This window comes from Epilithonimonas sp. UC225_85 (assembly GCF_042695135.1).
Classification (GTDB): Bacteria; Bacteroidota; Bacteroidia; order Flavobacteriales; family Weeksellaceae; genus Epilithonimonas.
Window position 1 is genome coordinate 1,622,402 of record NZ_CP170547.1, and the last position, 24,738, is coordinate 1,647,139.

Consider the following 24,738-nt stretch of genomic DNA (forward strand, 5'->3'; position numbering starts at 1 on the left):
AATAATAAAAAAATGAATAGCGCTTTATACATCGTCATTATAATCATTGCAATCACTTGCGTCATCAGTTATATCGGATTTCAACAGCCGGAATTTTTCCAGAAATACAAATTCGAAGTTGGCAGCATCCAAAGAAGAAAAGAGTATGTTAGACTACTTTCTGCCGGTTTTCTGCACGCAGATTTCATACATCTATTCCTTAATATGTATGTGCTTTATGCATTTGGACCAATGATCATAGAGGTTTTTGGTGTTGGCGGTTTTCTGGCAATTTACATTGGATCGATACTTTTAGGCAATCTATTCTGTCTTTACCATTATCGTAATGTTCCGTTTTATTCGGCAATCGGAGCTAGTGGAGGCGTGTCCGGACTTATCTTTGCCGGCGTTTCATTAGATCCTGTCAATATCAAATTAGGCATTCTTTTTCTGCCAATCAGCATTCCTGGTTACATCTTCGGCGCTTTATATTTTGGATATTCCGTTTATATGATGCTGAATCCGAGAATGAACGACAATATTGGCCACGCAGCGCATTTGGGAGGCGCATTTTTCGGATTGGTTTATGCGGTAATTGTTTTTCCGGAGTTTGCTGTTCAAAATGCACTTTACATTGGGATTATGGCTTTACCGTTGATTTATCTGGCGTATCAGATTTTTGTGAATAAGAAAATTGGTTAAACTTTTAACTTATTAATTTTTAGGAGCACAACGTTTTCAGTTTTGTTAAAACTTTTCCCACCCGCTGTCCACTATATCTTTTTTATTTTGTCGCTCGGTCGGCTCCGCTTCGCTCCGCCGCCTCACGCCAAAACAAAAAAGGATGCCGTTTCCATCGGGGCTATGTTGAGGATTTGTCATTCTTTCACGATTCAAAATGACGAAGTAGATAATTAGTCCACTAATATTGTTGCATCAAAAATTTCCTTTCTATTTTTCAGTACTGAATCAAAGTCTAAATTTTTCTGAGATCCTATAGAGTAATATTTCATTTCTTCGTGGTAGATTTTCAGTATTTTATCTTTTACTTCCGGGCTTGGTTTTTGCAAATATTCTTCACAAAGACATAGAGCAAGTTGATATTTTGCAGACTCAAGTTCCCATTCATTAGAAACTGAATGTCCTTCATATAGAGTCTTTTCACCCTTTGCATAAATCGGATAAGAGATAGTACAGGATTTGAAATTCAGGACACCAATCTTATCTTCTTTTTTACAAGAAATTAAAACTAAAATTAGGATTGATAAATAGTATTTCATAAGAGTCCAATTATTATTTATTTCCTCCCGAAAATCATCCTGTCATTCCCGGAAATATCTTTCAGAAGCTCAACTTCCGAAAAACCATTTTTATACAACTCCAACGTTTCTTTACCTAATTTCTGATTGATCTCAAGAAACAAAAACCCGTTTTCTGCCAAATGATTTTTACAGTCTTGAGCAATTTTTCTGTAGAAGATCAAAGCGTCGGAAGTAGGAGAGAACAGTGCCAGATTCGGCTCAAAACCTTTCACTGAGTCTTCGATTTCCGGATTTTCCTCAATCCCGATATAAGGCGGATTGCTGATGATGACATCAAAAACTTCATTGTCAGTCTGAACACTGTCGAAGACTTCATTCAGATAATCTTTCTTGAGAAAATTAATTTCTGTCTTATGAAATTCCGCATTTTTCTTTGCAACTTCCAAAGCATCTTCAGAAATGTCAATTGCAGTCACTTCTGCCTCAGGAAAATGTTTCTTCAGGACGATTGGGATAATGCCGCTTCCGGTTCCGATATCAAGGATTTTGACAAGAGAGTTAGAGAGTTGTAGGGTTGTAGGGTTGTCAGGCTGAGGCTCTCGAACCCTATCTAAGTGAATCTTACCAATCGCCAATTCAAGCAATTCTTCAGTTTCCGGCCGCGGAATCAAAACGTATTCATTGACAAAGAATTTCATCCCATAAAATTCCGTTTCACCCAAAATCTGCTGAAAGGGTTTTCCTGTTTTTAGTTCAGAGATATATTCGGAGAATTGTTTAGAATCACTTTCGGACAGATTCTTTTCGAGATTATGTCGCAGTTCAATTTTATTAAGATTCAACAAATGTCCAGCAAAAATCGAAAATAATTCTTCAATTTCAGATTTGGAATAGAGTTCTGAAAGTTCCTGTTGAAAAAGAATTTTAATGTCGGAAAGCCTCATGATGGAATTTATCGCAAAGTCGCAAAAATTAATTAATTGACAAAACTAAAAAGTCGCAAAATAACTTTGCGACTTTAATATTGTATGCCATTTTATCTTGTGAAAACCAGATTAATCTCAGTCGAAAGCTTCTCATCAAACAAATAATTTTCATAATTAAAAGCTTTGATATCATTCAACGTTTTCACTTTTTTTTCTGCACAGAAACGTAAAAGCAAACCTCTTGCATGTTTCGTATAAACAACAATAGTTTTCAATTTTCCGTCCGGCTGGATTTGCCTGAATTCAAAATCGATAACTTTAGCTTTCAAAGCTTTTCTGTCGATCACTTTTGCATATTCCGTACTCGCCAGATTGATGAGTAATTCTCCTTTTTTAAGTTCAGAATTGAGTTGTTCTGTCACTTTTTCTGTCCAGAATTCATACAGATTTTTATAAGAATCGAATTTGAAAGGTCGTCCCATTTCCAGTCGGTAAAGCATCACTTTGTCCGATGGTTTGAGAAGTCCATAAAGTCCGGAAAGTATTCTGTAATTTTTCTGGAGATAGTCAACCGCTTCTTTGTCAAGTGTTTTTGCGTCCAGACCTCTGTAAACTTCACCAGTGAAGGCAAACATGGCCGGCGCAGAATTTTTTGCTGTTGGTTTTGCTTTCCATTTCTGATTGCGTTCCCAGTTTTCATCGGCCAGTTTGGAAGAAATTTCCATTAATTCTGAAAGATATTTTGGTGATTTTTCTTTTAAGAAAGATTGTATAAATTCAGAATCCTTGATGAATTTCGGAGTTGTGGATTTTAAAAATTCTGTCGAATTTTCTATGTTCATCAATTTTGCTGGAGAAGTAATGAATTTCATTTTGAAATATTAGTTGTCAGTTGAAAGTTGGTTGTTGTCAGTCTGAGGCTCTCGAAGATTTTATAAAATCCCTTTTCCTTGTCGGAGAATTTCTGGTTCGCCAGATGTCAGATCAACGATTGTGGAAGCTGTATTGTCGCCATAACCGGAGTCGATGACGAGATCAACCAATTTTTCGTATTTCTCAGCAATCAGTTCAGGATCAGTTGAATATTCGAGAATATCATCATCAGAATGAATAGTTGTAGAAACAATCGGGTGACCCAATTTTTCCACAATCATTTGCGGAACGATATGATCAGGAACTCTGATCCCAACCGTTTTATGACCTTTGTAAGCAGTCGGTAAATTCCTATTGGCTTCCAAAATAAAGGTAAATGGACCAGGCAAATGTGTTTTCAAAAACCTGAAAGTAGAAGTCTCGATTGGTTTTGTAAATTCGGATAGATGGCTTAAATCGTTGCAAATGATTGAAAATTTGTGTTTATCCAGCTTGATTCCTTTTATCTGGGCAAGTCTTTCCATCGCTTTGTGATTGTAAATATCACAGCCAATCGTGTAAATCGTGTCGGAAGGATAAATGATAACGCCACCATTTTCCAGAGTTTTAACGGCTTCATTAATCAGGTTTTCCTGTGGGTTTTCCGGATATATTTTCAGAATTTTTGCCATAATCAAATTTACGAATTTTAAATAAAAAAAGAGAATCAATTTTTTGATTCTCTTACTTGGTTGCGAGGACACGACTCGAACGTGCGTCCGCCTTTGGCGGATATGAGCCTTCCGGCTATTGACATAATGATTTTACTAACAGCCTTCCTTGTCCGCTTTTTAAGAACTTTTCTCTTTCCATTGCATCTTTCTTGTTATTGAAGAATTCCGTATGGATAACAGTCCAGGGTCTGAATTTTATAGTATAACCTTTCGTTGCTAAGAAATTGTGAGATTTAATTCGATCTATTATGCTGGAAGTAAATCCGACATAAGTTTTGTTAAATTTCTCCGAATATAATATATAGACAACAAATTCTTCCATAAATAAAAAAGAGAACCACATTTGTGATTCTCTTTACTTGGTTGCGAGGACACGACTCGAACGTGCGACCTCCGGGTTATGAGCCCGACGAGCTACCTACTGCTCTACCTCGCGATATTGTAGTGCAAATATACAGCTTTTTTAATACAAGTCAAGTGAATTGTGGTTTTTATTTTTTCTTTGAAAATGTAAAGAGATAAAAGAGAATCAAAATTTAATTCGCTTACATTCATAAAATAAAGAGAATCAAAAAATTGATTCTCTTTATTTTGTTGCGAGGACACGACTCGAACGTGCGTCCGCCTTTGGCGGATATGAGCCTTCCGGCTATTGACATAATGATTTTACGAACAGCCTTCCTTGTCCGCTTTTTAAGAACTTTTCTCTTTCCATTGCATCTTTCTTGTTATTGAAGAATTCCGTATGAATAACAGTCCAGGGTCTGAATTTTATAGTATAACCTTTCGTTGCTAAGAAATTGTGAGATTTAATTCGATCTATTATGCTGGAAGTAAATCCGACATAAGTTTTGTTAAATTTCTCTGAATATAATATATAGACAACAAATTCTTCCATAAATAAAAAAGAGAACCACATTTGTGATTCTCTTTACTTGGTTGCGAGGACACGACTCGAACGTGCGTCCGCCTTTGGCGTATATGAGCCTTCCAGTTATTGACATAATGATTTTACGAACAGCCTTCCTTGTCCGCTTTTTAAGAACTTTTCTCTTTCCATTGCATCTTTCTTGTTATTGAAGAATTCCGTATGAATAACAGTCCAGGGTCTGAATTTTATAGTATAACCTTTCGTTGCTAAGAAATTGTGAGATTTAATTCGATCTATTATGCTGGAAGTAAATCCGACATAAGTTTTGTTAAATTCTCTGAATATAATATATAGACAACAAATTCTTCCATAAATAAAAAAGAGAACCACATTTGTGATTCTCTTTACTTGGTTGCGAGGACACGACTCGAACGTGCGACCTCCGGGTTATGAGCCCGACGAGCTACCTACTGCTCTACCTCGCGATATTGTGGTGCAAAGATACAGTTTTTTCAATACAAGTCAAGTTTCCATCCGCTTTTAGAATTAATATTTATTTATATTCTGATTATCAGGGATTTATGATTTTTAACTTCTTTTAACTATAAAAATAGTTGTAGAATTAAATTTTAATCCTACATTTGTATTACTAAGTTTTTAGTGATATAAGATTGATTGTTTTTAAAAGTATAAGATTATGAATAAGTTAACTAAGGCAGAAGAGCAGGTGATGCAATATCTCTGGCAGATTGAGAAAGGATTTTTAAAAGACGTTTTAGAGTTATTTCCCGAGCCAAAACCGCACACCAACACTATTTCTACAATACTTAAGATTCTGATGGAAAAAGGGTTTGTTAATTTCAAGACCTTTGGCAGACAACACGAATATTTTCCTCTGATCAGTAAAGAAAACTACAGCGGAAGATCAATCAAAAGTCTGGTGAAAAATTATTTCGAAGGTTCTTATACAAATGCTGTTTCGTTTTTGGTAGAAAAAAATGAGATCAGCGTAGAAGATCTGGAACTTTTGTTGGATGAACTTAAAAACAAGGACTAATGGAAGCTTTTATGTTTTATTTGGGCAAAATGATCCTGGGTTCAGGCGTTATGTTTGCTTACTATTTACTATTCTTAAAGGATAAAACATTTCATCATTACAACCGGTTTTATCTTCTATTGACGGTTATTATCAGTCTGGTTCTGCCACTGATAAAAGTGTCGTATTTTACGATAGAGACCAATCAGAATTTATATCTGTTACTTAGCCAGCTTAATCAAAATCAATTACAAAACTCAACCAATGATCTCACTATTTATTCAATTTTTTATGCAATTATTGGAGTGGTTTCAGTCGCTCTTTTAATTAGATTAATACTAGGAATTACCAGAATCCAGTCTATCAAAAACCAGTTTCCGAACGAGACGGTAGAAGGGATCAAGTTTTATCAGACTAACTTAAACAATGCACCTTTTTCATTCTTCAGAAATCTGTTCTGGAAGCAGTCGATCCAGTTGGATTCGCCGGTTGGACAGCAGATCCTGAAGCACGAGATGGTTCATATACAGCAAAAACACAGTTGGGACAAGCTCCTGATGCAAACCTTAAAATCTGTTTTCTGGTTTAATCCCGTGTTTTATTTTATCAACAAAGAAATCAATCTTATTCACGAATACTTGGCGGACAACAAAGCAGTGAAGAGATCCGATACACGAGCATTTGCGCAGATGCTTCTGGAGAGTCATTTCTCCGGATCGGTGATCCCTGTTACGAGTCCTTTTTTATCATCTAACCTCAAAAAAAGACTTAAAATGCTTACAAAAAACCAAACCAAGTACAGCTATGCACGCAAACTTTTTGCGCTACCTATCTTATTCTTTATGGTGTTTGCCTATATGGTAAATGCAAAAAATAAAGAGATAAAGGAAACGAACAAAGCTATAGAAATAGCGGTACAGGAACTCAAAAGAGATACGATAAAACCTAAAACTTCCGAGTTTGACAGTTTATCCACGGAACACCAAAGACAGACCAGAATGTACTCTGATGCTTTGCAGGAAGATCATTTGAAAATGTCGGCGATCAGTAAAATGATGGCAGACAAAAGTTTGAAATTATCTGCTCTTAAAAAAGCTAAAAAAGAAGAAACACCGGAATACAAAGCCTTGGAAAATGATATGGAATCTCTCTCCAGTCAAATGGAAAGTATTGTGAATTCCGACAACTATCAGAAAAACCTGAAAGGATTGGAAGAAAGCTCGGCGGCTATTGCAAAACTATGTGATTCACCGGAATTCAAAAAGAGAATCGCTGATGCCGAGAAAAGTGCTGCAGAAGCCGACAAACTGGTAAACTCTCCTGCCTTCAAGAAAAGAGTAGCTGATGCCGAGAAACAGGCTGCTCAAGCTGACAAGTTAATAAATTCACCTGCATTCAAGAAAAGAATGGCTGATTCACAGAAACGTGCTTTGGAGGCTGAGAAAAAAATCAATTCCCCAGAATTCCAAAAAATGATACAGGATGCTCAAAAAAAAGCACAGGATGCGTTGACAAAACTTGACACGCCGGAGTTCAAAAAAAGATTGGAAATGGCAGAGAAATTAGCAAAAGTATCTTCTGACAATTTTAATAAGATCTACAGCGAAGCAGATTTTCAAAACATGATAAAACTGAATTTTGGGGAAGATGCTTTCACAGACGGAACTGTTGGTTATGGTGTAGACGGTGATAGTTTTCCGAAGCTTGAAAAGGTCACCGGGAATATCAACTTCAATTTTAATGATGATGTTTTCTACAATAATGCAAAATCAAAATTGTCTCCTAAAGAACTGAAAAAACTGGAGAAAAAACGAAAAGAACTTCAGAAACAGCAAAATGAGCTACAGGAAGAACAAAAGAAGCTGCAGAAAAAACAACAGGAGCTGAACAAAGAAATGCGCCAGAACAATCCTTGGTCGGTTAATTTTAATTCAAGCCTGGATAATCCAAAATTTTTAGTAATCAGCAGTAAAGATGTATTGGCTTCAAATTCTGATAAAGCAACCATTTATATTAATGGAAAGAAAGTTGACAAATCTGAACTCCAGAAGATCGATCCGAAAGATATTGCCTCAATGAATGTTATCAAAAATAATGAGACAGGTTCTATTAGAATCATTACTAAGTAAAAAATTCAATTCATTAACACTTTAGCCGGTTCGCCGGCTTTTTTATTACTGACAATATGAAAAAATTACTTTTATTTTTTATTCTTTTCGGAACTTTGGCGATTGCTCAAAATAAACGTTTTATCTACGAATATCGTTTCATTCCGGATTCCAGAAATGTCTCAGAAATCAAAACAGAAATGATGTTTCTGGACACGTCAAAGAACGGATCCAAATATTACAGCTATACGGTTTTCAATTCCGATTCTTTGATGAAAGCTTATGCGACAAAGCAATTGAAGGTAAATGATTCTGCCTATGTTGATCCTGCCCTGCAAATAGGAATTGTCAGATATTCGGTCATAAAAACTTATCCCGATTACAAAACCAATATTCACCGTCGTTTTGGAATGTATGCTTATAAAATCTCCGAAGACCGAAAAATCAATTGGAAAATCTCATCAGAAAAAGAAAAAGTCGGTGAGTGGATTGCCCAAAAAGCAGAAACTGATTTTGCCGGAAGACACTGGACCGCTTGGTTTTCAACAGAAATTCCGATCCAGGACGGACCATATAAATTCCACGGATTGCCTGGATTAATTGTGAAAATCGAAGATGAAACCGGTTCGCATAAAATGGAACTGAAGGGCATCAAAAATATTCAGAGAGATTTGAATATCAATGTTATCGAGCCGAAACAAATTGCCATCAATTCAAATAAATTCCAAAAATTAGAAAAGGAACAAAAAGAACGATTTAAAAATCAGATTAATAATGATAATAACCATATAGAATTGGATATTGTCAAATAATCAATTGTAATTTCTATTTTAATTAAAATATAACAAATGAAACAACTTTTAACCATCTTATTTTCATTAACTTTTGCTCTCGTTTTTTCACAAAACAAACGATTTATTTACGAATACAAATTCATTCCGGATTCTACAAATGTCTCAGACATCAAAACAGAAATGATGTTTCTCGACACTTCGAAAGATGGATCAAAATATTACAGCTATACGGTTTTCAACTCAGATTCTTTGATGAAAGCCGATCTTGAAAAGCAATTGGCGGCGACAGGCTCGATTAATGTAAGATCTGATATGAGAAAAGGCGATGTAAGATATTCGGTTACAAAAATCTATCCTGGTTATCAAACTTATATCCACAGAAGGCTATCAATGGATGCCTACAAAATCTCCGAAGACAGAAAAATAAATTGGAAAATCTCATCAGAAAAAGAAAAAATAGGCGAGTGGAATACCCAAAAAGCAGAAGCGGATTTTGCAGGAAGACACTGGACCGCTTGGTTTTCTACAGATATTCCGATCCAGGACGGACCATATAAATTCCACGGATTGCCTGGCTTGATTGTAAAAATTGAGGACAAAACCGGTTCTCACAAATTAGAATTAAAAGGCATCAAAAATATTACGGGCAATCTTGATATTGATGTTTTTGAAGCCAAGGAAATTGCCATCAATTCCAAACAATTTCAGAAAGTAATGAAGGAATACGAAAACGATCCTACGAAAGGAATCAAACAAATGCAGATGGGCGGTGCAACAATTATTATGACAGGAAAAGATGCAAACAGTACAAAGTTTGCAAAAGAACAGGAAGAACGATTGAAAGCCCAAATCAAGAAAGATAATAACAGAATCGAGCTTGATATCACAAAATAAAAAATGCCACTGATGAGTGGCATTTTAATTTATAAGAAATTATTATTGTTTTTTCTTCAATTCATCGCGGATCTCTGCTAATAAAACATCCGTAGAAGATGGTCCTGCAGGCGCTGCTTCCGGCTTTTTGTTTACTTTGTTTGCCACTTTTATCAGCCAGAATAGTACAAATGCAATGACTAAGAAACTGATAACCGAGGAAAGGAAATTACCATAAGTTACACCATTCCAGGCTAATTCTTTGATGTTTTCTGCACCGGCAGCTTTCAGGGCTGGTGTCAGTAATAATGGTGTAATCACATCGTCAACCAATGATTTTACAATTCCTCCGAAAGCCCCGCCAATGATTACACCGACTGCTAAATCTACTACATTACCTTTGAAAGCAAACTCTTTAAATTCTTTTACAAATCCCATAGTTTTATATTTTATAATTAAGTGATAAACAAAAATATAATTTTTTATTTATATGGCTTTATTTTTTCATATTTCGTAATGTTTTTTATTGATTAAATTTGATGATATTTATATTCCTGAAATGAAAATTCTAACAGCACAACAAATCAAGGAATGCGATTCTGCAACCATAGAAAAAGGGATCTCTTCTATCAATCTAATGGAAAGAGCGGCGAGATCCTGTGCAGATTGGATTGAAATCAATTTTAATAGAATTGATAAGTTTTTTATTTTTTGTGGAAACGGGAATAATGGAGGAGATGGGTTTGCAATCGCAAGATTGCTTTATGAGAAAAGTTTTGATGTAGAGGTTTTTATTGATGATGATAATCGGCAGTTTTCCCCCGATGCAGAAATTAATCTCAAAAGAATAAAACAAATAAAAGGAATTGAAGTCAAAAAATTCTCTGATTTTATTTATGAAAGCATTAGTAATTCTGTGATTATCGACGCTGTTTTTGGATATGGACTGAACAGAAAATTATCAGGAAAAATTAAAGATCTTATAGAGAAATTAAATGAGGTAAACATTCAGAAAATTTCCATTGATATGCCGACTGGCTTGTTTGCAGATAAAATTATCTACGAGGACTCCACAGTTTTTAAAGCAGATTTTACGCTCACTTTCCAGTTTTATAAAAGAAGTTTTCTACATCCTGAAACGGGGGAATTTTGTGGAAAAATAAAGGTTTTAGATATCGGACTTGACAAAGATTTTATAGGTAAAATCGAGACAGAATATTTCGTGATTGATGGAATTTTAATTAGAAATATTTATAGACCACGGGAAGAATTCACCAACAAAGGGACTTTCGGAAAAAGTATTTTGGTTGGTGGAAGTTATGGCAAGATCGGCGCAATCATGATGTCAACTTTATCAGCTCTCCGGACTGGCAGTGGACTGACTTTTACAATCGCTCCCGAGTGCGGAAATTTCATTCTGCAATCTCAGGCTCCCGAAGCAATGTTTATGAGTTCCGGTGAAAAATATCTGGAAAAAATTGAGACCATTGAAAAGGCAGTTTACGGAATAGGACCAGGTTTTGGAAAAGAAAATAAAACTCAAAAAGCCTTGTTTTATTTTCTAAAATCACACAAAGATCCAGTAGTTTTGGACGCCGATGCACTTAATATTTTGGCTGAAAATGATAAAGCTGATCTGATTCCGAAAAATTCCGTCATCACACCGCATCCTTTGGAATTTGAAAGGTTGTTTGGCAAAACGGAAAATTCTTTCGAAAGATTAGAACTGGCAAGAAAAAAAGCAGAGGAATTGCAGATTTTTATTGTTCTAAAAGATCATCGCACCGCAATCATTACGCCTGATAAAAAGGTTTTCTACAACATTACAGGAAATTCCGGAATGGCAAAAGGTGGGAGCGGCGATGTTCTTACTGGGATTTTAACAGCCTTAATTTCCCAAAAATACGACATAGAAAAAGCCTGCATTTTCGGTGTCTGGCTCCACGGAAAAGCAGGCGATTTTGCGTCTCAGGAATTTTCAAAAGAAGCGATGCTCCCGACAGATCTGATTAATAAACTGGGAGACGTTTTCAAATATCTGTCAAGCTGATGCTTTCGAAGTTTTCATTTTGGACTTCAACATATACAAAACACCAACTTCGGTTTCAGAAAGATTTTCATTTTTCTTCAACAGTTTTTTGATTTCTTTCTGGAAATAATTGACCGTATGTCCGTTTTTATAATGTTCAAAAATTCTTGGATCGATGTAAGAATCTCTTGCTACAGATGGTGTATTTCCTAATTTTTCCGAAACACCAACAATCGCATTTCTAATTCGTTTTTTGAGTTCTTTCTGCTGCTTTTCCTCGCAGATTCCCAACTCGTCCAGGATTCCTGCTGCGATCATAGTTCCCGCCCAGGTTCGGAAATCTTTTGCAGAAAATTCCTCACCCATTATTTCTCTGATATATTGATTAAGGTCTTGACTTTCAACGGTTATAAGATTGTTGTCTTTGTCGTAATATTTAAAAAGTCTATAACCTGGCAGTTCTTCCAATTCGGAAATTACTTTTGTCAATTTCGCATTAATAATGTGTTTCTCCTGAAATTTTCCTGATTTTCCTTTGTAAGAAAAGACCATCTCATCACCATCAACTGTAAGATGTTTTTTGCGAATAGTCGTCAATCCGTAACTTTGGTTTTGTTGAGTATATTTTGGACTTCCGGGACGGAAATAAGCTGAATCTAAAAGTCTTACCATCGTTGCAAGAACTTTTTCCCGGGTCATTTTTTTCTTTCTGAGATGTTGTCCTGTTACTCTTCTCATATGTTCCAGATTTTCGGCAAAATGTAGGATCCTGTCAAACTTATCCGCATCTTTTTTCGCACGGAATTTAGGGTTGTAAATGTATTGTTTTCTGCCTTTTTGATCTCTGCCAATCGCAAGGATTTTTGCTCTTTTATTGGTGGTAATCTCCACGTTTGTCCACGCTGGCGGAATCACCAATGAGTTGATATAATTGATCTTTTCCTTGTCTTTCAGTTTTTCCTGATTGCTGTTAAAATAAGAAAAGTTTTTCCCGGAAACCTGTCGTGTTAATTTCATGATTTTGATTTGTTGATTTCTTTAAACAATAAAAATGCCGATTTTAAATTGTTAATTCAGATAGCAATGAAATAAAGATTTTCTCAGGCTTTTATGATTTTATTAACAGTGATAAAGACCGCTTATTAAACGAAAATTTCTATTTTAGCAAAAATTTTATTGATGCCAAAGACAGTTGACGATTTTAATAAAAGCAGACTCAGATCCAGTAATATTACTGTGGTTATCAGTATTTCGCTGGTTTTATTCCTTGTAGGATTATTTGGATTAATATTGATTAATGCTCAGAAATATTCGGATTATATCAAGGAACAACTTGTCGTAGAAGCCTACTTTGATGAGTATCTTGACCCGCGTGATTCCGCCAAGACAATGAAGTTCCAGGAGGAGACTTTTGCGAAAATCAAAGAGCAGAATTACGTAAAACAAGCCCGATATATCTCTAAACAACAAGCCACTGTTCTTGCCAAAAAACAATTGGGAATCGATGCTGATGCGCTTTTTGAAGAAGATATTTTTCCTGCATCTGTGGAAGTTACACTGAAACCGGAGTTTGTAGATCCTGCAAAAATCGATGGCGTTGTAACGCAGCTGAAAGCCATCAATGGTGTAAAAGATGTTGCCAATGACAACAAATTGACTATTGACGTATATAATAATCTGAATAGGATTTTGACCTGGATTTTAGCATTTTCAATTTTATTTTTAATTGTTGCGATTGTCCTGATTAATAATTCAATCAGGTTGAAGATATTTTCTAAAAGATTCATTATCAAAACGATGCAGCTGGTTGGAGCAAAAAGGAGATTCATTCTGATGCCGTTTATAAAAGAAGCTTTGATCCTCGGATTAATTGGTTCCTTTATCGGGATTATGGCTTTAGGCGGACTTTGGTATTACTTTACAAGTCAGATTGGGACACCATTTGTACAGGACACAAACCAATATGTTTTTCTGGTTATCATCATTTTATTCGTAGGTGTTTTCATTACCGTAGCAAGTACTATCTTTGCAACCTGGAGATTTTTACGAAGCAACGTTGATGATCTTTATTATTCTTAAAAAATGGCAAAGAAAACAAATAAATATTCTGCAGATCAGTACGGTAAAGCCACTGAAACTGTAGAGAAAAGAGCATTCTATTTCGGAAGCAAAAATTTTAAATTAATGCTGATAGGTTTAGGATTGATATTTCTGGGATTCGTCCTGATGATGGGAGCAGACGCTAATACAACACCGGATGGTAAATTCGATCCCAACTATTGGAACGAGGATATCTTCTCCTTCAGAAGGATCAGGTTAGCGCCTTTATTAGTTATTGCCGGATTTGTGATTCAGATCGTTGCGATACTTAAAAGAAATAAATAATTTTTACACTCGAGATTAAAGGATTAAAAGATTTGAATATTAATTTGAATCTTTTAATTTTTTAGTCTTTTAATTTTTTAATCAATAAAATGGATTTAATCAAAGCAATCATCATTGCGATCATAGAAGGTCTTACCGAGTATCTGCCGATCTCTTCAACCGCTCATATGGGTTTTGCAGCCAGTCTGATGGGCTTGGAAGAAACCGAATTTCTCAAGATGTTTCAGGTCTCGATTCAGTTTGGAGCAATACTTTCTGTAGTGGTGGCTTATGGTAAAAAATTCTTTGATTTCAGCAATCTCCAGTTTTATTATAAATTGGCTTTTGCAGTTTTACCGGCGTTGGTTATTGGTTTTTTTCTTGATGATGCTATAGAATCCGTTTTAGGGAATCAAATTGCGATTTCAACCGTTTTGGTTTTAGGTGGTGTTGTTTTATTGTTTGCAGATAGCTGGTTCAGAAATCCTGTCATCCACGATGAGAAAGAAATTACCATCAAAAAAGCAGTGACCATCGGTTTCTGGCAATGTCTTGCGATGATGCCCGGGACGAGTAGGAGTGCGGCTTCCATCATTGGTGGAATGACGCAGGGATTATCCAGAAAAGCAGCCGCCGAATTTTCATTTTTCCTGGCAGTTCCTACAATGTTGGCAGTGACGCTTTATTCCGTTTTTGTGAAAACCTGGGGAAAAGAAACGCTTCATCCACAGAAAGGTTATGAAATGATTATGGAATCTCAGGATCACATTTTGATTTTCATTGTTGGAAATATTGTAGCTTTTGTAGTCGCCTGGATCGCGATCAAATCGTTTATTAGTCTATTAAATAAATATGGTTTCAAACCTTGGGGCTGGTACAGAATTGTAGTTGGGATTGCTTTGTTGGTTTATTTTTATTACTTCAAATAAAATAATCAGGGCAGCTGTATCCGTCCTCCGTTCCCGCTTTTTTCTTTTTTATAAAAAAGAAAAAGAGCTCCACTCAGGCCGGGCTGCGCAAGATTCTCTGTTTAAAAATGTGAACTGATTTCTGAAAACTAAAAAACTGATAACTAAAATAAAAATGACCGCAGAAGACTTACAATCCGGACAAATATTTCTATTGGACAAACCTTTGGATTGGACTTCTTTTCAGGCTGTCAATAAGTTAAAGTACAAACTCAAAAATCAGTTCAAGGAATTGCCAAAGAAATTCAAGATCGGTCATGCAGGAACTTTGGACCCTAGAGCAACGGGATTATTGATTGTTTGTACGGGAAAATTCACAAAGAGAATTCCTGAGATTCAGGACGCTCCAAAAGAATACTGGGCAGAGATAAAAATCGGCGTCCAAACCGAATCTTACGATACAGAAAAACCAGAAATTCTTCAAACCGATTCTTCTCACATTACAGAAGAAAAGATTCGCGAGACTTTAACAAAATTCATTGGAGAGATAGACCAGAAACCACCCGTTTTTTCAGCCCTTAAAATCGATGGAAAACGTGCTTACGATCTCGCAAGAGCCGGAACAGAAGTCGAAATGAAATCCAGAAAAACCACCATTCATTACCTTAATAATATAGAAATTAATTTACCATTTGTTTCTTTTACGGTTGGCTGCAGCAAAGGAACTTACATTAGGAGTCTGGCACACGATATTGGTCAGGATCTTGGTGTTGGCGCCTATCTTACGCAATTACGAAGAACAAAGATCGGCGATTATTCTGTAGAAAATGCAAAACCTGAATATCTTGAAAATGAATTTCATTTTGAAGATCATAAAACTATTTAATATTGGAAAAAACCAGAATTAACAAATATTTATCTGAAGTCGGCTTTTGTTCCAGAAGAGCTGCCGATAAGCTTTTGGAAGAAGGCAGGATTACAATCAATGGTAAGTTGCCGGAAATGGGAACCAAAGTTTCTGATGAGGACGAAATTTTAGTTGATGGAAAAACGATTAAAAAAGTGGAGGAAGAATTCGTTTACATTGCTTTCAATAAACCTGTTGGGATCGTCTGCACGACCGATACAAAGCGTGAAAACGATAATATCATCGAATATATCAACCATCCAAAACGCATTTTCCCAATCGGAAGACTGGACAAACCGAGTGAAGGTCTGATTCTTCTGACTTCTGATGGCGACATTGTCAATAAAATCCTGAGAGCGAGAAATAATCACGAAAAAGAATATTTGGTTAGAGTCAATAAGCCTATTACGGAAAAGTTTCTAGAGAAAATGAGAAACGGCGTTCCGATTCTCGACACTGTTACCAAAAAATGTGAAGTCGAAAAAATTGATACTATGAACTTCCGGATCGTTCTCACACAAGGTCTCAACCGCCAGATCCGAAGAATGTGCGAGCATCTGGACTATGAAGTAAAGAAACTGAAAAGAGTCCGGATAATGAATATCAAACTAGATCTCCCGGTAGGGAAGTGGCGTGACCTGACAGCAGATGAAATGACGGAACTTAATGGATTGTTGGAAGATTCCAGCAAGACGTTTGAGTAGTCATTTATCAACTATCATTTTTCATTAATAACATACAGCCTCATTTTTTCTTCATATTCCGGCTTCAATTTCAAAAATTTCCAGATCTTCTTATCTTCAGGATTTGAGATTCGGTAAAAGATGATTCTGTCGGCGGAATATCGGAAATAAGGATGTTTTTTCAGCCAGTCTTCCGGTGCATTTGCAAGTGTATATTTTGCAACGTTAGAATTGTCTAATTTTGCCAGATAGATTAATCTTTCGCCCAGTATTCTGTCGATTTCATAGGTTTCTAACAGTTGATTCTTATTGATAAAACCACCCAGTTTTTTTCTGAAAGCCAATATTCCTGCAGCATCTTTTTCTGTAAATCCAAACTCTCTCAGTTGTTTGAAATTGATTTCGTTAAGGTTAATTTTAGCAAAATCCGTTTTCTCTGCTAAATCCGTTTTTTCTTCGGATTGTTTTACTTTTTCAGGAATCGATAGTCGAATCCACGGTTTCATTTCCTCAAATTTATCTTCTGATATAACAAAGCATCTTTGAATATCTTCCAAAGATTTGAAACTTCCTCTCAGATTTTTATCACGATAATTAACGATGACACTAGCTTGCTTTTCCGAGAATCCCAATGCCTGCCATTGTTCAGGATTCAGTTCGTTCGGATTAAAATAATTATTGATTTTTGTGGTTTCTTTTTCTTTTAGTTTTTGAAATTTACTGACAAAATTCTCCGGAGTTTTGGCTTGTAAAATCAAATACGGTGACATCTGGAAAAACTGTTCATCATTAATGATAAAACATTCTTTCAGTTTTTCTTTGCTGATGAAACTTCCGCCGAGATAATTTTTATATTTCAAGATTGCGGCAGCCTGTTTTTCAGAAAATCCCAGATTTTCCCAATCATTTTGAGAATAATTATCAGGATTGAATTTCCCTTTAATATTCAGTTTTTTCTTTTCAAAAGTTTTGTAAGTATAGTTTTGACTTTTTGCTTCAGATTTGTTTTCAGGAAGTAAAATGTATTTTTCTAAAGATTGATATTTCTCGTCAGAAATCGCATAACATTTTTTGAATTGCTCTTTGGAACTGAAATTTCCGCCGACTACCTCTTTATACTTTAAAATTGTTTTGACCTGTTTCTCAGAGAAACCAAGATTTTTCCATTGATTTTCGTCCAGTTCATTTGGATTAAAATCTGTTAGAATAATGTTACTTTTTGTTTCTGAAACGAAAGTAATAACTGGTTTTTCGTAATGCTGATTCTTTTTATAAGCCGAAAAAGCAAACTGTGAGAGAATAACGAGGATTCCGAAAATAGCAATGCTGATAAGCTGCCTTTTCCGAAGTTGGAAAGGTAAATTTGATTTCATCTATGTGTTTTATCAAAGATAAATAAAATGAATCAAATTCCAGTTGATAATTAAAAATAAACTTTTTGATTAATCATTAAGAGAATTTTTCAGCTTATTAAGTTCAGCTTTTATGAATTCCAGGCGATCGATAATAGTGATGGTCTCGGAGATTTTGGAGTTGGTGGTCAAAGCAACTCTTGCGCCGTCCAAAGTGTAACCTTTTTCCTTTACAAGATGATAGATGATCTTGAGATTGGTAATGTCTTCCGGAGTGAAATATCGATTTCCTTTCTTGTTTTTCTTAGGCTTAATGATCGGGAATTCCTGCTCCCAATAACGGATCAGGGAAGTGTTGACGTCGAAGGCTTTTGCAACTTCGCCGATGGAATAATACAGTTTGTCCGGGAGATTGAGTTTCATTGTTTGAATCGAGTTTTCAAAGATAATTATTTTTAATTCTTTTTCACAAATTGTAACTTGCAAGTTTAGAATTTACATTATGAAAAATTTTTGGAAGTTTGGTTATATGGCATTTTTGCTGCTTTTGCTGAATTGTAATGTTCAGAATAATAGTGAGAATCTATTTGAAAATCAGCCTGCATTGGTTTCAAATCAATTTACTTTTACGGAAGGTCCGGCGTCGGATAAGGCTGGTAATGTTTACTTTACAGATCAGCCGAACGACAAAATTTATTATTGGAACTGGAAAACCAATAAAGTTGAATTATTTCTTGACAAAACAGGACGAGCCAACGGAACTTATTTTGATAAAGATAATAATCTGATTACCTGTTCCGACGAAAATGGAGAAATCTGGAAAATCTCTAAAAATAAAGACATTCAGGTTTTATCAAAAGGCTTTGAAGGCAAAAGACTGAATGGCCCAAACGACCTTTGGATTGATAGATCTGGCGGAATATATTTTACAGATCCTTTGTACGAAAGAGATTATTGGAAAGATTTCAAAGTAGAGATTCCTGAAAAAAATCTATATTACAGAAATCAAAACGGCACAATCACAAAACTGGAAACCTTTGTCCAGCCCAATGGAATTATTGGTTCCGAGAAACTCAAAAAACTTTATGTCTCTGATATTAATGCGGGAAAAACTTATGTTTATGATATTCTTGGCGAAGGAAAACTTTCCGAGAAGAAATTGTTCTGCGAAATTGGTTCTGACGGAATGACACTCGATAACCTGGGAAACCTTTATCTCACAGGAAAAGGCGTAACAATTTTTGATAAAAAAGGCCAGAAAATAATCAACATTCCAATCGGGGAAGAATGGACTTCAAATGTGACTTTTGGCGGAAAGAATAATTCAACACTATTCATTACCGCTTCAAATTCTGTTTATGTTTTACCAATGAATGTTTCCGGGATCAAATAAAAAAATCGCATTAATAAGCGATTTCTATTTTTACTTTCTTGCCTTTCAATTTTTCGTTGGCGAGTTTTTTCAGAAGTTCGATTGTTTTTTTTCGGTTGACAGCAATGTAGGAAGTTGTGTCTTTTACTTCTATCAGGCCAATATCGTCTTTCTCAAGTTCTCCTTTTTTGATAAGATAACCTACAATGTCCACTTTATTAACCTTATCCTTTTTACCTGCGCTGATGTAAATGGTCTGGTTTGGCGTTCTTTCCGGAACACGATTGCTTTCCGAAACATTTTCTTCCGGCGTATTACTTTTGATGAAAGGGAAATTCTCGTCCTCAGTCATGATTAAATAAGCAAAACCTTTGGCATTCATTCTCGCGGTTCGTCCGTTTCTGTGGATGAAGGCGTCTTCTTTCGGGGGTAATTGATAATGGACAATGGATTCTACTTCCGGAATATCTAAACCTCTGGAAGCCAGATCGGTTGTGATCAGAATTCTTGCCGAATCATTTCTGAATTTGAGCAAAGCACGTTCTCTCTCGTCCTGTTCCATTCCACCGTGGAAAGTTTCTCGCTGGATTCCTTTTTCTCTAAGAAGTTCTGAGATTCTGTCAACTGCATCGCGGTGATTGCAGAAAATTAAGGTTCTTTTATTTCCGATTTTACAGATTAATTGAAATAAAGTATTCAGTTTTTCCTCGGAAGTCGTCGTCACTTTTCGAAGCTGAATATCCGGTTTTGACTCATTTTCTTTGAGGAAATTGATTTTCTTTTCATTATTAAGTTCTACAAATCTTGGAATATTGTCCATCACGGTTGCGGAAGTCAGAATTCGTTGAGAAAGACCAGTAAGCGAACCAATGATATATTCCATATCTTCCTGGAAACCTAATTCTAAAGCTTTGTCAAACTCGTCCAAAACCAAAGTCCTAATCGTTTCAGGGTCAAAATTTTCATTTTTCAAGTGATAGGCAATTCTTCCTGGCGTTCCAATCAGAACCGCTGGCGCTTCGATTAAGTTATTGATCTCGATTTTTTTGTCGTGACCGCCGTAAGCGATAGAAACTTTGAAATCTGTTCCCATCGATTTGAAAACCTGTTCAATTTGTAAAGCCAATTCTCTGGCAGGAACTAAAATTAAGGCTTGAATTCCCTTAACATCTGTTTTTAAATTTCTAAGAACAGGAAACAAAAAAGCCAAAGTTTTTCCGGAACCAGTCGGAGAAAGTAGAACAATATCGGTTTCGTTCTCAGAAGCAGTGTATGTAGATTTCTGCATTTGATTCATATCCTGAATCTGCAGTTTTTCAAATATTGGTTGTAATTCCATTTTGCAAAGTAAAAGAAAGTAATAGCTTTTAGAAAATTTAATAATTATGAAATAAATGTTAAATTTTATTAATATTAAATTGATTTGATAATATTTGCCCAAAATTATTTTTTTATTAAAAAGAAAATACGTTAAATTTGATAAATAAATTAAAAAATAAACATTATGAAGAAACAACTACTATCTTTTATTTTTGCATTGCCATTTTTTGTTAATGCTCAATTTTCCGAAAGCTTTGATACTGGTATCCCTGCGACCTGGACAGTGATAAACGGAGGAGATGCAGCAAATACGTGGACAACGTATGCTACCAATTTAAGCATCAACCCTCATTCCGGTGCCAGGTATGCGGGCCTGATCTATGGTTCAACAGCACACAGCGATTATCTGATTACGCCACAGTTTACAGTGACTACAGGAGTGTCGGACAGGTTAGTTTTATGGGGGATTAATAGAGGTGCCAGTCTTGCAGAAACCTTTGATATCAAAATTTCTACAACAACTCCTACTGCAAGTGCCTTCACAACTACTATTGCAACGGCTGTGAAACCGGCAACCACCTGGACCAAATATGTCTATGATCTGTCAGCTTACGCAGGACAAACCATTTATGTCGGCTTTTATTCTTCAACCACAGACATATGGTTTTTGGGATTAGATGACATTGCTGTGACGAATGCTGCTTCCTTGTCTGTCATCGATTCAAAAAGTAATAAACTAAATATCTATCCAAATCCTGTAAAAGATATTTTGAACATTAAGTCGGAAGCCAAAACAAACACTGTGAATATATTAAGTTTTACAGGTCAGGTTATTAAAACTGTTAAGCTCGAAAATGGCGAGAATAAAGTAGATCTTAGCAGCCTTCCAAAAGGCAATTATATTGTCAGAATCGAAGAAGAAGGACAATTTAAAACTTTCAAAATTATTAAAGATTAGCAAAGACATTATATAATTAATTCTATTTTAAATCCAAAGTTTTTGACTTTGGATTTTTTATTTTAATAATCAATTAAAAGTTGCGTATTTGATGTAAAAGTCTTAATTTTGCACCACTTTTGTGAACGCACTTTTGGCGAAGTAAAACATTAACAATTAACATCTTCCATATTTTTCAGGAGTCACAGCAAAGCCAAAGTCTGAGTAAATTAGGAATACAAATTTTTTTAGAAAATGTCAAAAGAGACAAATTCAGCAGAGGTTCTATTGAACCAAAACGTAACACCAGAACAATTTGATTGGGATTCTTTCGAGTCAGGTCTTAACGCAGAAGACAGAAGCGAGAAGAAAGAATTGGAAGAAATCTACAACGGTTCTCTTAACAATCTTGCAGACAACGATGTAATCATCGGAAAAGTGGTAAGATTAACTGATAAAGAAGCGATCGTAGATATCAACTTCAAATCTGAAGGTGTTATTTCTCTTAACGAATTCCGTTACAACCAAGGTCTTAAAGTAGGCGATGAAGTTGAAGTAATGGTTGACAGAAGAGAAGACAAAACAGGACAATTACAGTTATCTCACAGAAAAGCAAGAACGCTTAAAGCTTGGGATAGAGTAAACGAACTTCACGAAACTGGAGAGATCGTAAACGGTTTTGTAAAATCTAGAACTAAAGGAGGTATGATCGTTGATGTTCACGGAATCGAGGCATTCTTGCCAGGTTCTCAGATCGACGTTAAGCCAATCAAAGATTACGATCAGTTCGTAGGTAAAACTATGGAGTTCAAAGTTGTGAAAATCAACCCTGAGTTCAAAAACGTAGTTGTATCTCACAAAGCGCTTATCGAAGCGGATCTTGAAGGACAGAAAAGAGAGATCATCGGTCAATTAGAAAAAGGACAGGTTCTTGAAGGAACTGTTAAAAATATTACTTCTTACGGTGTATTCGTAGATCTAGGAGGTGTTGACGGATTGATCCACATTACAGACCTTTCTTGGTCTAGAGTGAACCATCCATCTGAGATCCTGGAAGACGGACAAACTGTAAAAGTTGTTATACTTGATTTTGATGATGAGAAAACCAGAATCCAATTGGGTATGAAGCAATTAGAAGCTCATCCTTGGGATGCTCTGTCTGCTGACCTTAAAGTTGGTGACAAAGTAAAAGGAAAAGTGGTAGTTCTTGCTGACTATGGTGCATTCGTAGAAATCGCTCCAGGTGTAGAAGGATTGATCCACGTTTCTGAAATGTCTTGGTCTACTCACTTGAGAAGCGCAGGAGATTTCGTAAAAGTAGGTGATGAAGTAGAAGCAGAAGTATTGACTTTGGATAGAGAAGACAGAAAAATCTCTCTTGGTATCAAACAATTGAACAAAGATCCTTGGGAAAATATCGAAGCTAAATATCCTGTAGGTTCTCAACACGTTGGAACTGTAAGAAACTTCACAAACTTCGGCGTATTTGTAGAATTGGAAGAAGGAATCGATGGATTGATATATATCTCAGACCTTTCTTGGACTAAGAAAATCAAACACCCATCTGAGTTCTGTGCAGTTGGAGATAAATTAGACGTGATCGTATTAGAACTTGATACGCAAGCAAGAAGATTGTCTCTAGGTCACAAACAATTGACTGAAAACCCTTGGGATAAATTCGAAACTAAATACGCTGAAGGAACTGTACACGCTGGAAAGGCTACTGAAGTACACGACAAAGGTGCATCTATCCAGTTCGAAGACGTAGAAGTTGAAGCTTTCTGCCCATCAAGATTATTAGAGAAGGAAGACGGATCTAAAATCAAAAAAGGTGAAGAGGCTCAATTCAAAGTGATCGAATTCAACAAAGAATTCAAAAGAGTAGTTGTTTCTCACACTGGTATCTTCAGAGACGAAGAGAAAAAGAACGCAAGAGAAGCTTCTAACAACAGATCTAACAACAATAATAACAATACTTCATCTTCTTCTAACAACGAAGAAAAATCAACTCTTGGTGATATCGATGTATTGGCAGAATTGAAAAGAAAAATGGAAGAAGGAAACTAATATTCCCTGATTCTTATTTTTTTAATAAATTAGCCACCCGAAAATTATTTTGGGTGGCTTTTAATTTTAACATATTCAAATAAATGAAAAAAAAATTACTATTTGCAGGTTTGATTACCTCAATATTTTCCTCAGCCCAAATCAATGTCAATCAGGGTTTTGAAAATACAACTTATCCGGGCTTTACCAATGTGTCATTTTTCAGAAGTTCTGTGATTTCGCCTTGCGTAGGAACTTACGGATTGACAAGGAATTTCTGGAGCGGCGGAATGGTAGGATCAACAACCTACGCTTCAACAGCATCAACAGGCGGAAAATTGGATATATCTTTTAGATATAAAACGCATATTTACAACGGCGGTTCAGTAAACGGAACTTTGAAAGTCGAATATTCTATAGATGGCGGAATCAATTATCAAACAATCCAAACCATCAATTTAACAACTGTCGTGCCTTGCACTACTTTTACAACATCTCTTCCTCAGGGAGCAGTTCCTGCGGGATCGGATTTTAGATTCAGGGTTTCTGGACAATGGATGTCTGGAGATTACAATTTGATTCTGGATGAATTTGTAATGTCTCAGGGGACTTTGGCGACATCTGATATTACAAAAAAAGAATATAATATCTACCCAAATCCTTTCAAAGATGTTATTTTCTTGGATAATGCGGAGTCTGTAAAATCAGTTACTGTCTCAGACATTTCAGGAAGAAAAATCAAAACCATTAATGAGGTCTCAAAAGAAATTAAGCTTTCCGAATTAAAAAGCGGACTTTATATTCTTACCATCGACAATAAAGATGGCAGTAAAGATCAAAGAAAAATAATCAAAAAATAAAAAACAAAAAAACCGTCTCAGTAATGTGACGGTTTTTATTTTTATTGAGCTGAATTCTGAATGTCTGTCTGGACTTCTTCAGCTTTGTTTTTGAACTGCTCTGCAGTTTCATTAGCTCTTTCTTTCAACTGTTCTGCAGTCTGGCTTGCTTTATCCTTCAAGTCGTTTCCAAACTTTGTTAGATTTTCTTTTGCAGTATTGATGGTGTCTTTTACCTTCTGCTGATCTTCCGGAGAAGATTTTTTGTATTTCCACCAAGCCAAAGCTCCTAATCCTAACAATGCCAAAAGGCCATTTGTTTTATTTCCCATGATATATTTTTTTGTGATTAATAATTGATTACTAAAGTTATAGAAAAATTTGTGCCAACAATATGATATTTGGATTTTTTTGGACGTGCCCCTCGCCAGTACTTGTCATTCCAAGGTTCGCGAAGTGCCAGGGCTCGGGTCGCGCTGTCCACTATTATCTTTTTGTTTTAGAGGTTTTGTTATAGATAAGCAATTTGGACAAAAAACAAAAAGG

The 24,738-nt window shown here is 35.7% G+C and carries 28 protein-coding genes and 2 tRNA genes; 15 read left to right on the forward strand and 15 right to left on the reverse strand.

What is annotated here, in order from left to right:
- Positions 1–12 precede the first annotated feature (12 nt).
- Positions 13–681 carry a rhomboid family intramembrane serine protease gene (locus tag ACFJGY_RS07575; RefSeq protein WP_379969672.1) on the forward strand — a complete coding sequence of 223 codons (669 nt, stop codon included), beginning with the start codon at positions 13–15 and terminating at the stop codon, positions 679–681.
- A 212-nt stretch (positions 682–893) separates the two neighbouring features.
- Here the strand turns inward: ACFJGY_RS07575 and ACFJGY_RS07580 are convergent, their stop codons facing one another.
- From ACFJGY_RS07580 to ACFJGY_RS07620, 9 genes are all read right to left on the reverse strand, one after another.
- Positions 894–1,259: a hypothetical protein gene (locus ACFJGY_RS07580; RefSeq protein ID WP_379969674.1), complete on the reverse strand. Its 366-nt coding sequence runs from the start codon at positions 1,257–1,259 to the stop codon at positions 894–896.
- A 17-nt stretch (positions 1,260–1,276) separates the two neighbouring features.
- Positions 1,277–2,185 (reverse strand): peptide chain release factor N(5)-glutamine methyltransferase, encoded by a 909-nt coding sequence (prmC, locus tag ACFJGY_RS07585; protein ID WP_379969676.1) that lies wholly within the window; start codon positions 2,183–2,185, stop codon positions 1,277–1,279.
- A 92-nt stretch (positions 2,186–2,277) separates the two neighbouring features.
- Complete coding sequence (gene yaaA, locus ACFJGY_RS07590) at positions 2,278–3,039, reverse strand: peroxide stress protein YaaA (protein WP_379969678.1); 762 nt, start codon at positions 3,037–3,039, stop codon at positions 2,278–2,280.
- A 60-nt stretch (positions 3,040–3,099) separates the two neighbouring features.
- Positions 3,100–3,711, reverse strand: a complete 612-nt coding sequence (locus ACFJGY_RS07595; protein WP_379969680.1) for an L-threonylcarbamoyladenylate synthase — start codon at positions 3,709–3,711, stop codon at positions 3,100–3,102.
- Between the two features lie 115 nt (positions 3,712–3,826).
- The gene (locus ACFJGY_RS07600) at positions 3,827–4,096 is read right to left on the reverse strand and encodes a GIY-YIG nuclease family protein (RefSeq protein ID WP_379969682.1); all 270 of its coding nucleotides are present in this window, start codon (positions 4,094–4,096) and stop codon (positions 3,827–3,829) included.
- A gap of 17 nt (positions 4,097–4,113) precedes the next feature.
- Positions 4,114–4,189 (reverse strand) — tRNA-Met (locus tag ACFJGY_RS07605).
- Between the two features lie 213 nt (positions 4,190–4,402).
- A complete protein-coding gene (locus tag ACFJGY_RS07610; protein ID WP_379969684.1) occupies positions 4,403–4,672 on the reverse strand; it encodes a GIY-YIG nuclease family protein in 270 nt (89 codons plus the stop codon).
- A gap of 75 nt (positions 4,673–4,747) precedes the next feature.
- Entirely contained in the window at positions 4,748–5,014 is a 267-nt protein-coding gene (locus tag ACFJGY_RS07615) for a GIY-YIG nuclease family protein (protein ID WP_379969686.1), read from the reverse strand.
- A gap of 19 nt (positions 5,015–5,033) precedes the next feature.
- Positions 5,034–5,109, reverse strand: a tRNA-Met gene (locus tag ACFJGY_RS07620).
- 212 nt (positions 5,110–5,321) lie between these two features.
- On the opposite strand from ACFJGY_RS07620, the gene ACFJGY_RS07625 reads away from it, so the two are divergent.
- The 4 genes from ACFJGY_RS07625 to ACFJGY_RS07640 are packed head-to-tail and all read left to right on the forward strand — an operon-like array spanning position 5,322 to position 9,456.
- Positions 5,322–5,681: a BlaI/MecI/CopY family transcriptional regulator gene (locus ACFJGY_RS07625; RefSeq protein WP_379969688.1), complete on the forward strand. Its 360-nt coding sequence runs from the start codon at positions 5,322–5,324 to the stop codon at positions 5,679–5,681.
- Positions 5,681–7,789: a M56 family metallopeptidase gene (locus ACFJGY_RS07630; RefSeq protein WP_379969690.1), complete on the forward strand. Its 2,109-nt coding sequence runs from the start codon at positions 5,681–5,683 to the stop codon at positions 7,787–7,789. The genes ACFJGY_RS07625 and ACFJGY_RS07630 overlap by 1 nt, the downstream gene beginning before the upstream one ends.
- A 56-nt stretch (positions 7,790–7,845) precedes the next feature.
- Positions 7,846–8,580: a GLPGLI family protein gene (locus tag ACFJGY_RS07635; RefSeq protein ID WP_379969692.1), complete on the forward strand. Its 735-nt coding sequence runs from the start codon at positions 7,846–7,848 to the stop codon at positions 8,578–8,580.
- A 36-nt stretch (positions 8,581–8,616) separates the two neighbouring features.
- Entirely contained in the window at positions 8,617–9,456 is an 840-nt protein-coding gene (locus tag ACFJGY_RS07640) for a GLPGLI family protein (RefSeq protein WP_379969694.1), read from the forward strand.
- A 42-nt stretch (positions 9,457–9,498) separates the two neighbouring features.
- Here ACFJGY_RS07640 and mscL read toward each other — a convergent pair whose 3' ends face one another.
- Complete coding sequence (mscL, locus tag ACFJGY_RS07645) at positions 9,499–9,873, reverse strand: large conductance mechanosensitive channel protein MscL (protein WP_379969696.1); 375 nt, start codon at positions 9,871–9,873, stop codon at positions 9,499–9,501.
- 121 nt (positions 9,874–9,994) lie between these two features.
- On the opposite strand from mscL, the gene ACFJGY_RS07650 reads away from it, so the two are divergent.
- Positions 9,995–11,485, forward strand: a complete 1,491-nt coding sequence (locus ACFJGY_RS07650; RefSeq protein ID WP_379969698.1) for an NAD(P)H-hydrate dehydratase — start codon at positions 9,995–9,997, stop codon at positions 11,483–11,485.
- On the opposite strand, the gene ACFJGY_RS07655 is transcribed toward ACFJGY_RS07650, so the two are convergent.
- Complete coding sequence (locus ACFJGY_RS07655) at positions 11,477–12,481, reverse strand: DNA topoisomerase IB (protein WP_379969700.1); 1,005 nt, start codon at positions 12,479–12,481, stop codon at positions 11,477–11,479. The two genes, ACFJGY_RS07650 and ACFJGY_RS07655, sit on opposite strands and share 9 nt — an antisense overlap.
- 162 nt (positions 12,482–12,643) lie before the next feature.
- Between ACFJGY_RS07655 and ACFJGY_RS07660 the strand changes: the two genes are divergently transcribed.
- From ACFJGY_RS07660 to rluF, 5 genes are all read left to right on the forward strand, one after another.
- Positions 12,644–13,543: a cell division protein FtsX gene (locus ACFJGY_RS07660; RefSeq protein WP_379969702.1), complete on the forward strand. Its 900-nt coding sequence runs from the start codon at positions 12,644–12,646 to the stop codon at positions 13,541–13,543.
- 3 nt (positions 13,544–13,546) lie between these two features.
- Entirely contained in the window at positions 13,547–13,849 is a 303-nt protein-coding gene (locus tag ACFJGY_RS07665) for a DUF3098 domain-containing protein (protein ID WP_379969704.1), read from the forward strand.
- A gap of 89 nt (positions 13,850–13,938) precedes the next feature.
- Complete coding sequence (locus ACFJGY_RS07670) at positions 13,939–14,757, forward strand: undecaprenyl-diphosphate phosphatase (RefSeq protein ID WP_379969706.1); 819 nt, start codon at positions 13,939–13,941, stop codon at positions 14,755–14,757.
- A 154-nt stretch (positions 14,758–14,911) separates the two neighbouring features.
- Positions 14,912–15,622, forward strand: coding sequence for a tRNA pseudouridine(55) synthase TruB (gene truB, locus ACFJGY_RS07675; protein ID WP_379969708.1), 711 nt, complete (start codon positions 14,912–14,914; stop codon positions 15,620–15,622).
- A 2-nt stretch (positions 15,623–15,624) separates the two neighbouring features.
- Positions 15,625–16,347 carry a 23S rRNA pseudouridine(2604) synthase RluF gene (rluF, locus tag ACFJGY_RS07680; protein ID WP_379969710.1) on the forward strand — a complete coding sequence of 241 codons (723 nt, stop codon included), beginning with the start codon at positions 15,625–15,627 and terminating at the stop codon, positions 16,345–16,347.
- Positions 16,348–16,361: 14 nt separating this feature from the next.
- On the opposite strand, the gene ACFJGY_RS07685 is transcribed toward rluF, so the two are convergent.
- Positions 16,362–17,699 (reverse strand): hypothetical protein, encoded by a 1,338-nt coding sequence (locus ACFJGY_RS07685; protein WP_379969712.1) that lies wholly within the window; start codon positions 17,697–17,699, stop codon positions 16,362–16,364.
- A gap of 69 nt (positions 17,700–17,768) precedes the next feature.
- Positions 17,769–18,101 carry a MerR family transcriptional regulator gene (locus ACFJGY_RS07690; RefSeq protein WP_379969714.1) on the reverse strand — a complete coding sequence of 111 codons (333 nt, stop codon included), beginning with the start codon at positions 18,099–18,101 and terminating at the stop codon, positions 17,769–17,771.
- Positions 18,102–18,180: 79 nt separating this feature from the next.
- Between ACFJGY_RS07690 and ACFJGY_RS07695 the strand changes: the two genes are divergently transcribed.
- The gene (locus ACFJGY_RS07695; protein WP_379969719.1) at positions 18,181–19,071 is read left to right on the forward strand and encodes an SMP-30/gluconolactonase/LRE family protein; all 891 of its coding nucleotides are present in this window, start codon (positions 18,181–18,183) and stop codon (positions 19,069–19,071) included.
- A gap of 10 nt (positions 19,072–19,081) precedes the next feature.
- Here ACFJGY_RS07695 and ACFJGY_RS07700 read toward each other — a convergent pair whose 3' ends face one another.
- Positions 19,082–20,389: a DEAD/DEAH box helicase gene (locus ACFJGY_RS07700; protein ID WP_379969721.1), complete on the reverse strand. Its 1,308-nt coding sequence runs from the start codon at positions 20,387–20,389 to the stop codon at positions 19,082–19,084.
- 165 nt (positions 20,390–20,554) lie between these two features.
- Here ACFJGY_RS07700 and ACFJGY_RS07705 point away from each other — a divergent pair, with 165 nt between their 5' ends.
- The 3 genes from ACFJGY_RS07705 (at position 20,555) to ACFJGY_RS07715 (ending at position 24,213) form a co-directional block, all read left to right on the forward strand.
- Positions 20,555–21,328, forward strand: a complete 774-nt coding sequence (locus ACFJGY_RS07705; RefSeq protein ID WP_379969723.1) for a choice-of-anchor J domain-containing protein — start codon at positions 20,555–20,557, stop codon at positions 21,326–21,328.
- 234 nt (positions 21,329–21,562) lie between these two features.
- Positions 21,563–23,374: a 30S ribosomal protein S1 gene (gene rpsA / locus ACFJGY_RS07710; RefSeq protein ID WP_379969725.1), complete on the forward strand. Its 1,812-nt coding sequence runs from the start codon at positions 21,563–21,565 to the stop codon at positions 23,372–23,374.
- 83 nt (positions 23,375–23,457) lie between these two features.
- Positions 23,458–24,213, forward strand: a complete 756-nt coding sequence (locus tag ACFJGY_RS07715) for a T9SS type A sorting domain-containing protein (protein ID WP_379969727.1) — start codon at positions 23,458–23,460, stop codon at positions 24,211–24,213.
- A gap of 41 nt (positions 24,214–24,254) precedes the next feature.
- Here the strand turns inward: ACFJGY_RS07715 and ACFJGY_RS07720 are convergent, their stop codons facing one another.
- Positions 24,255–24,524 (reverse strand): YtxH domain-containing protein, encoded by a 270-nt coding sequence (locus ACFJGY_RS07720; RefSeq protein ID WP_379969729.1) that lies wholly within the window; start codon positions 24,522–24,524, stop codon positions 24,255–24,257.
- Positions 24,525–24,738 lie beyond the last annotated feature (214 nt).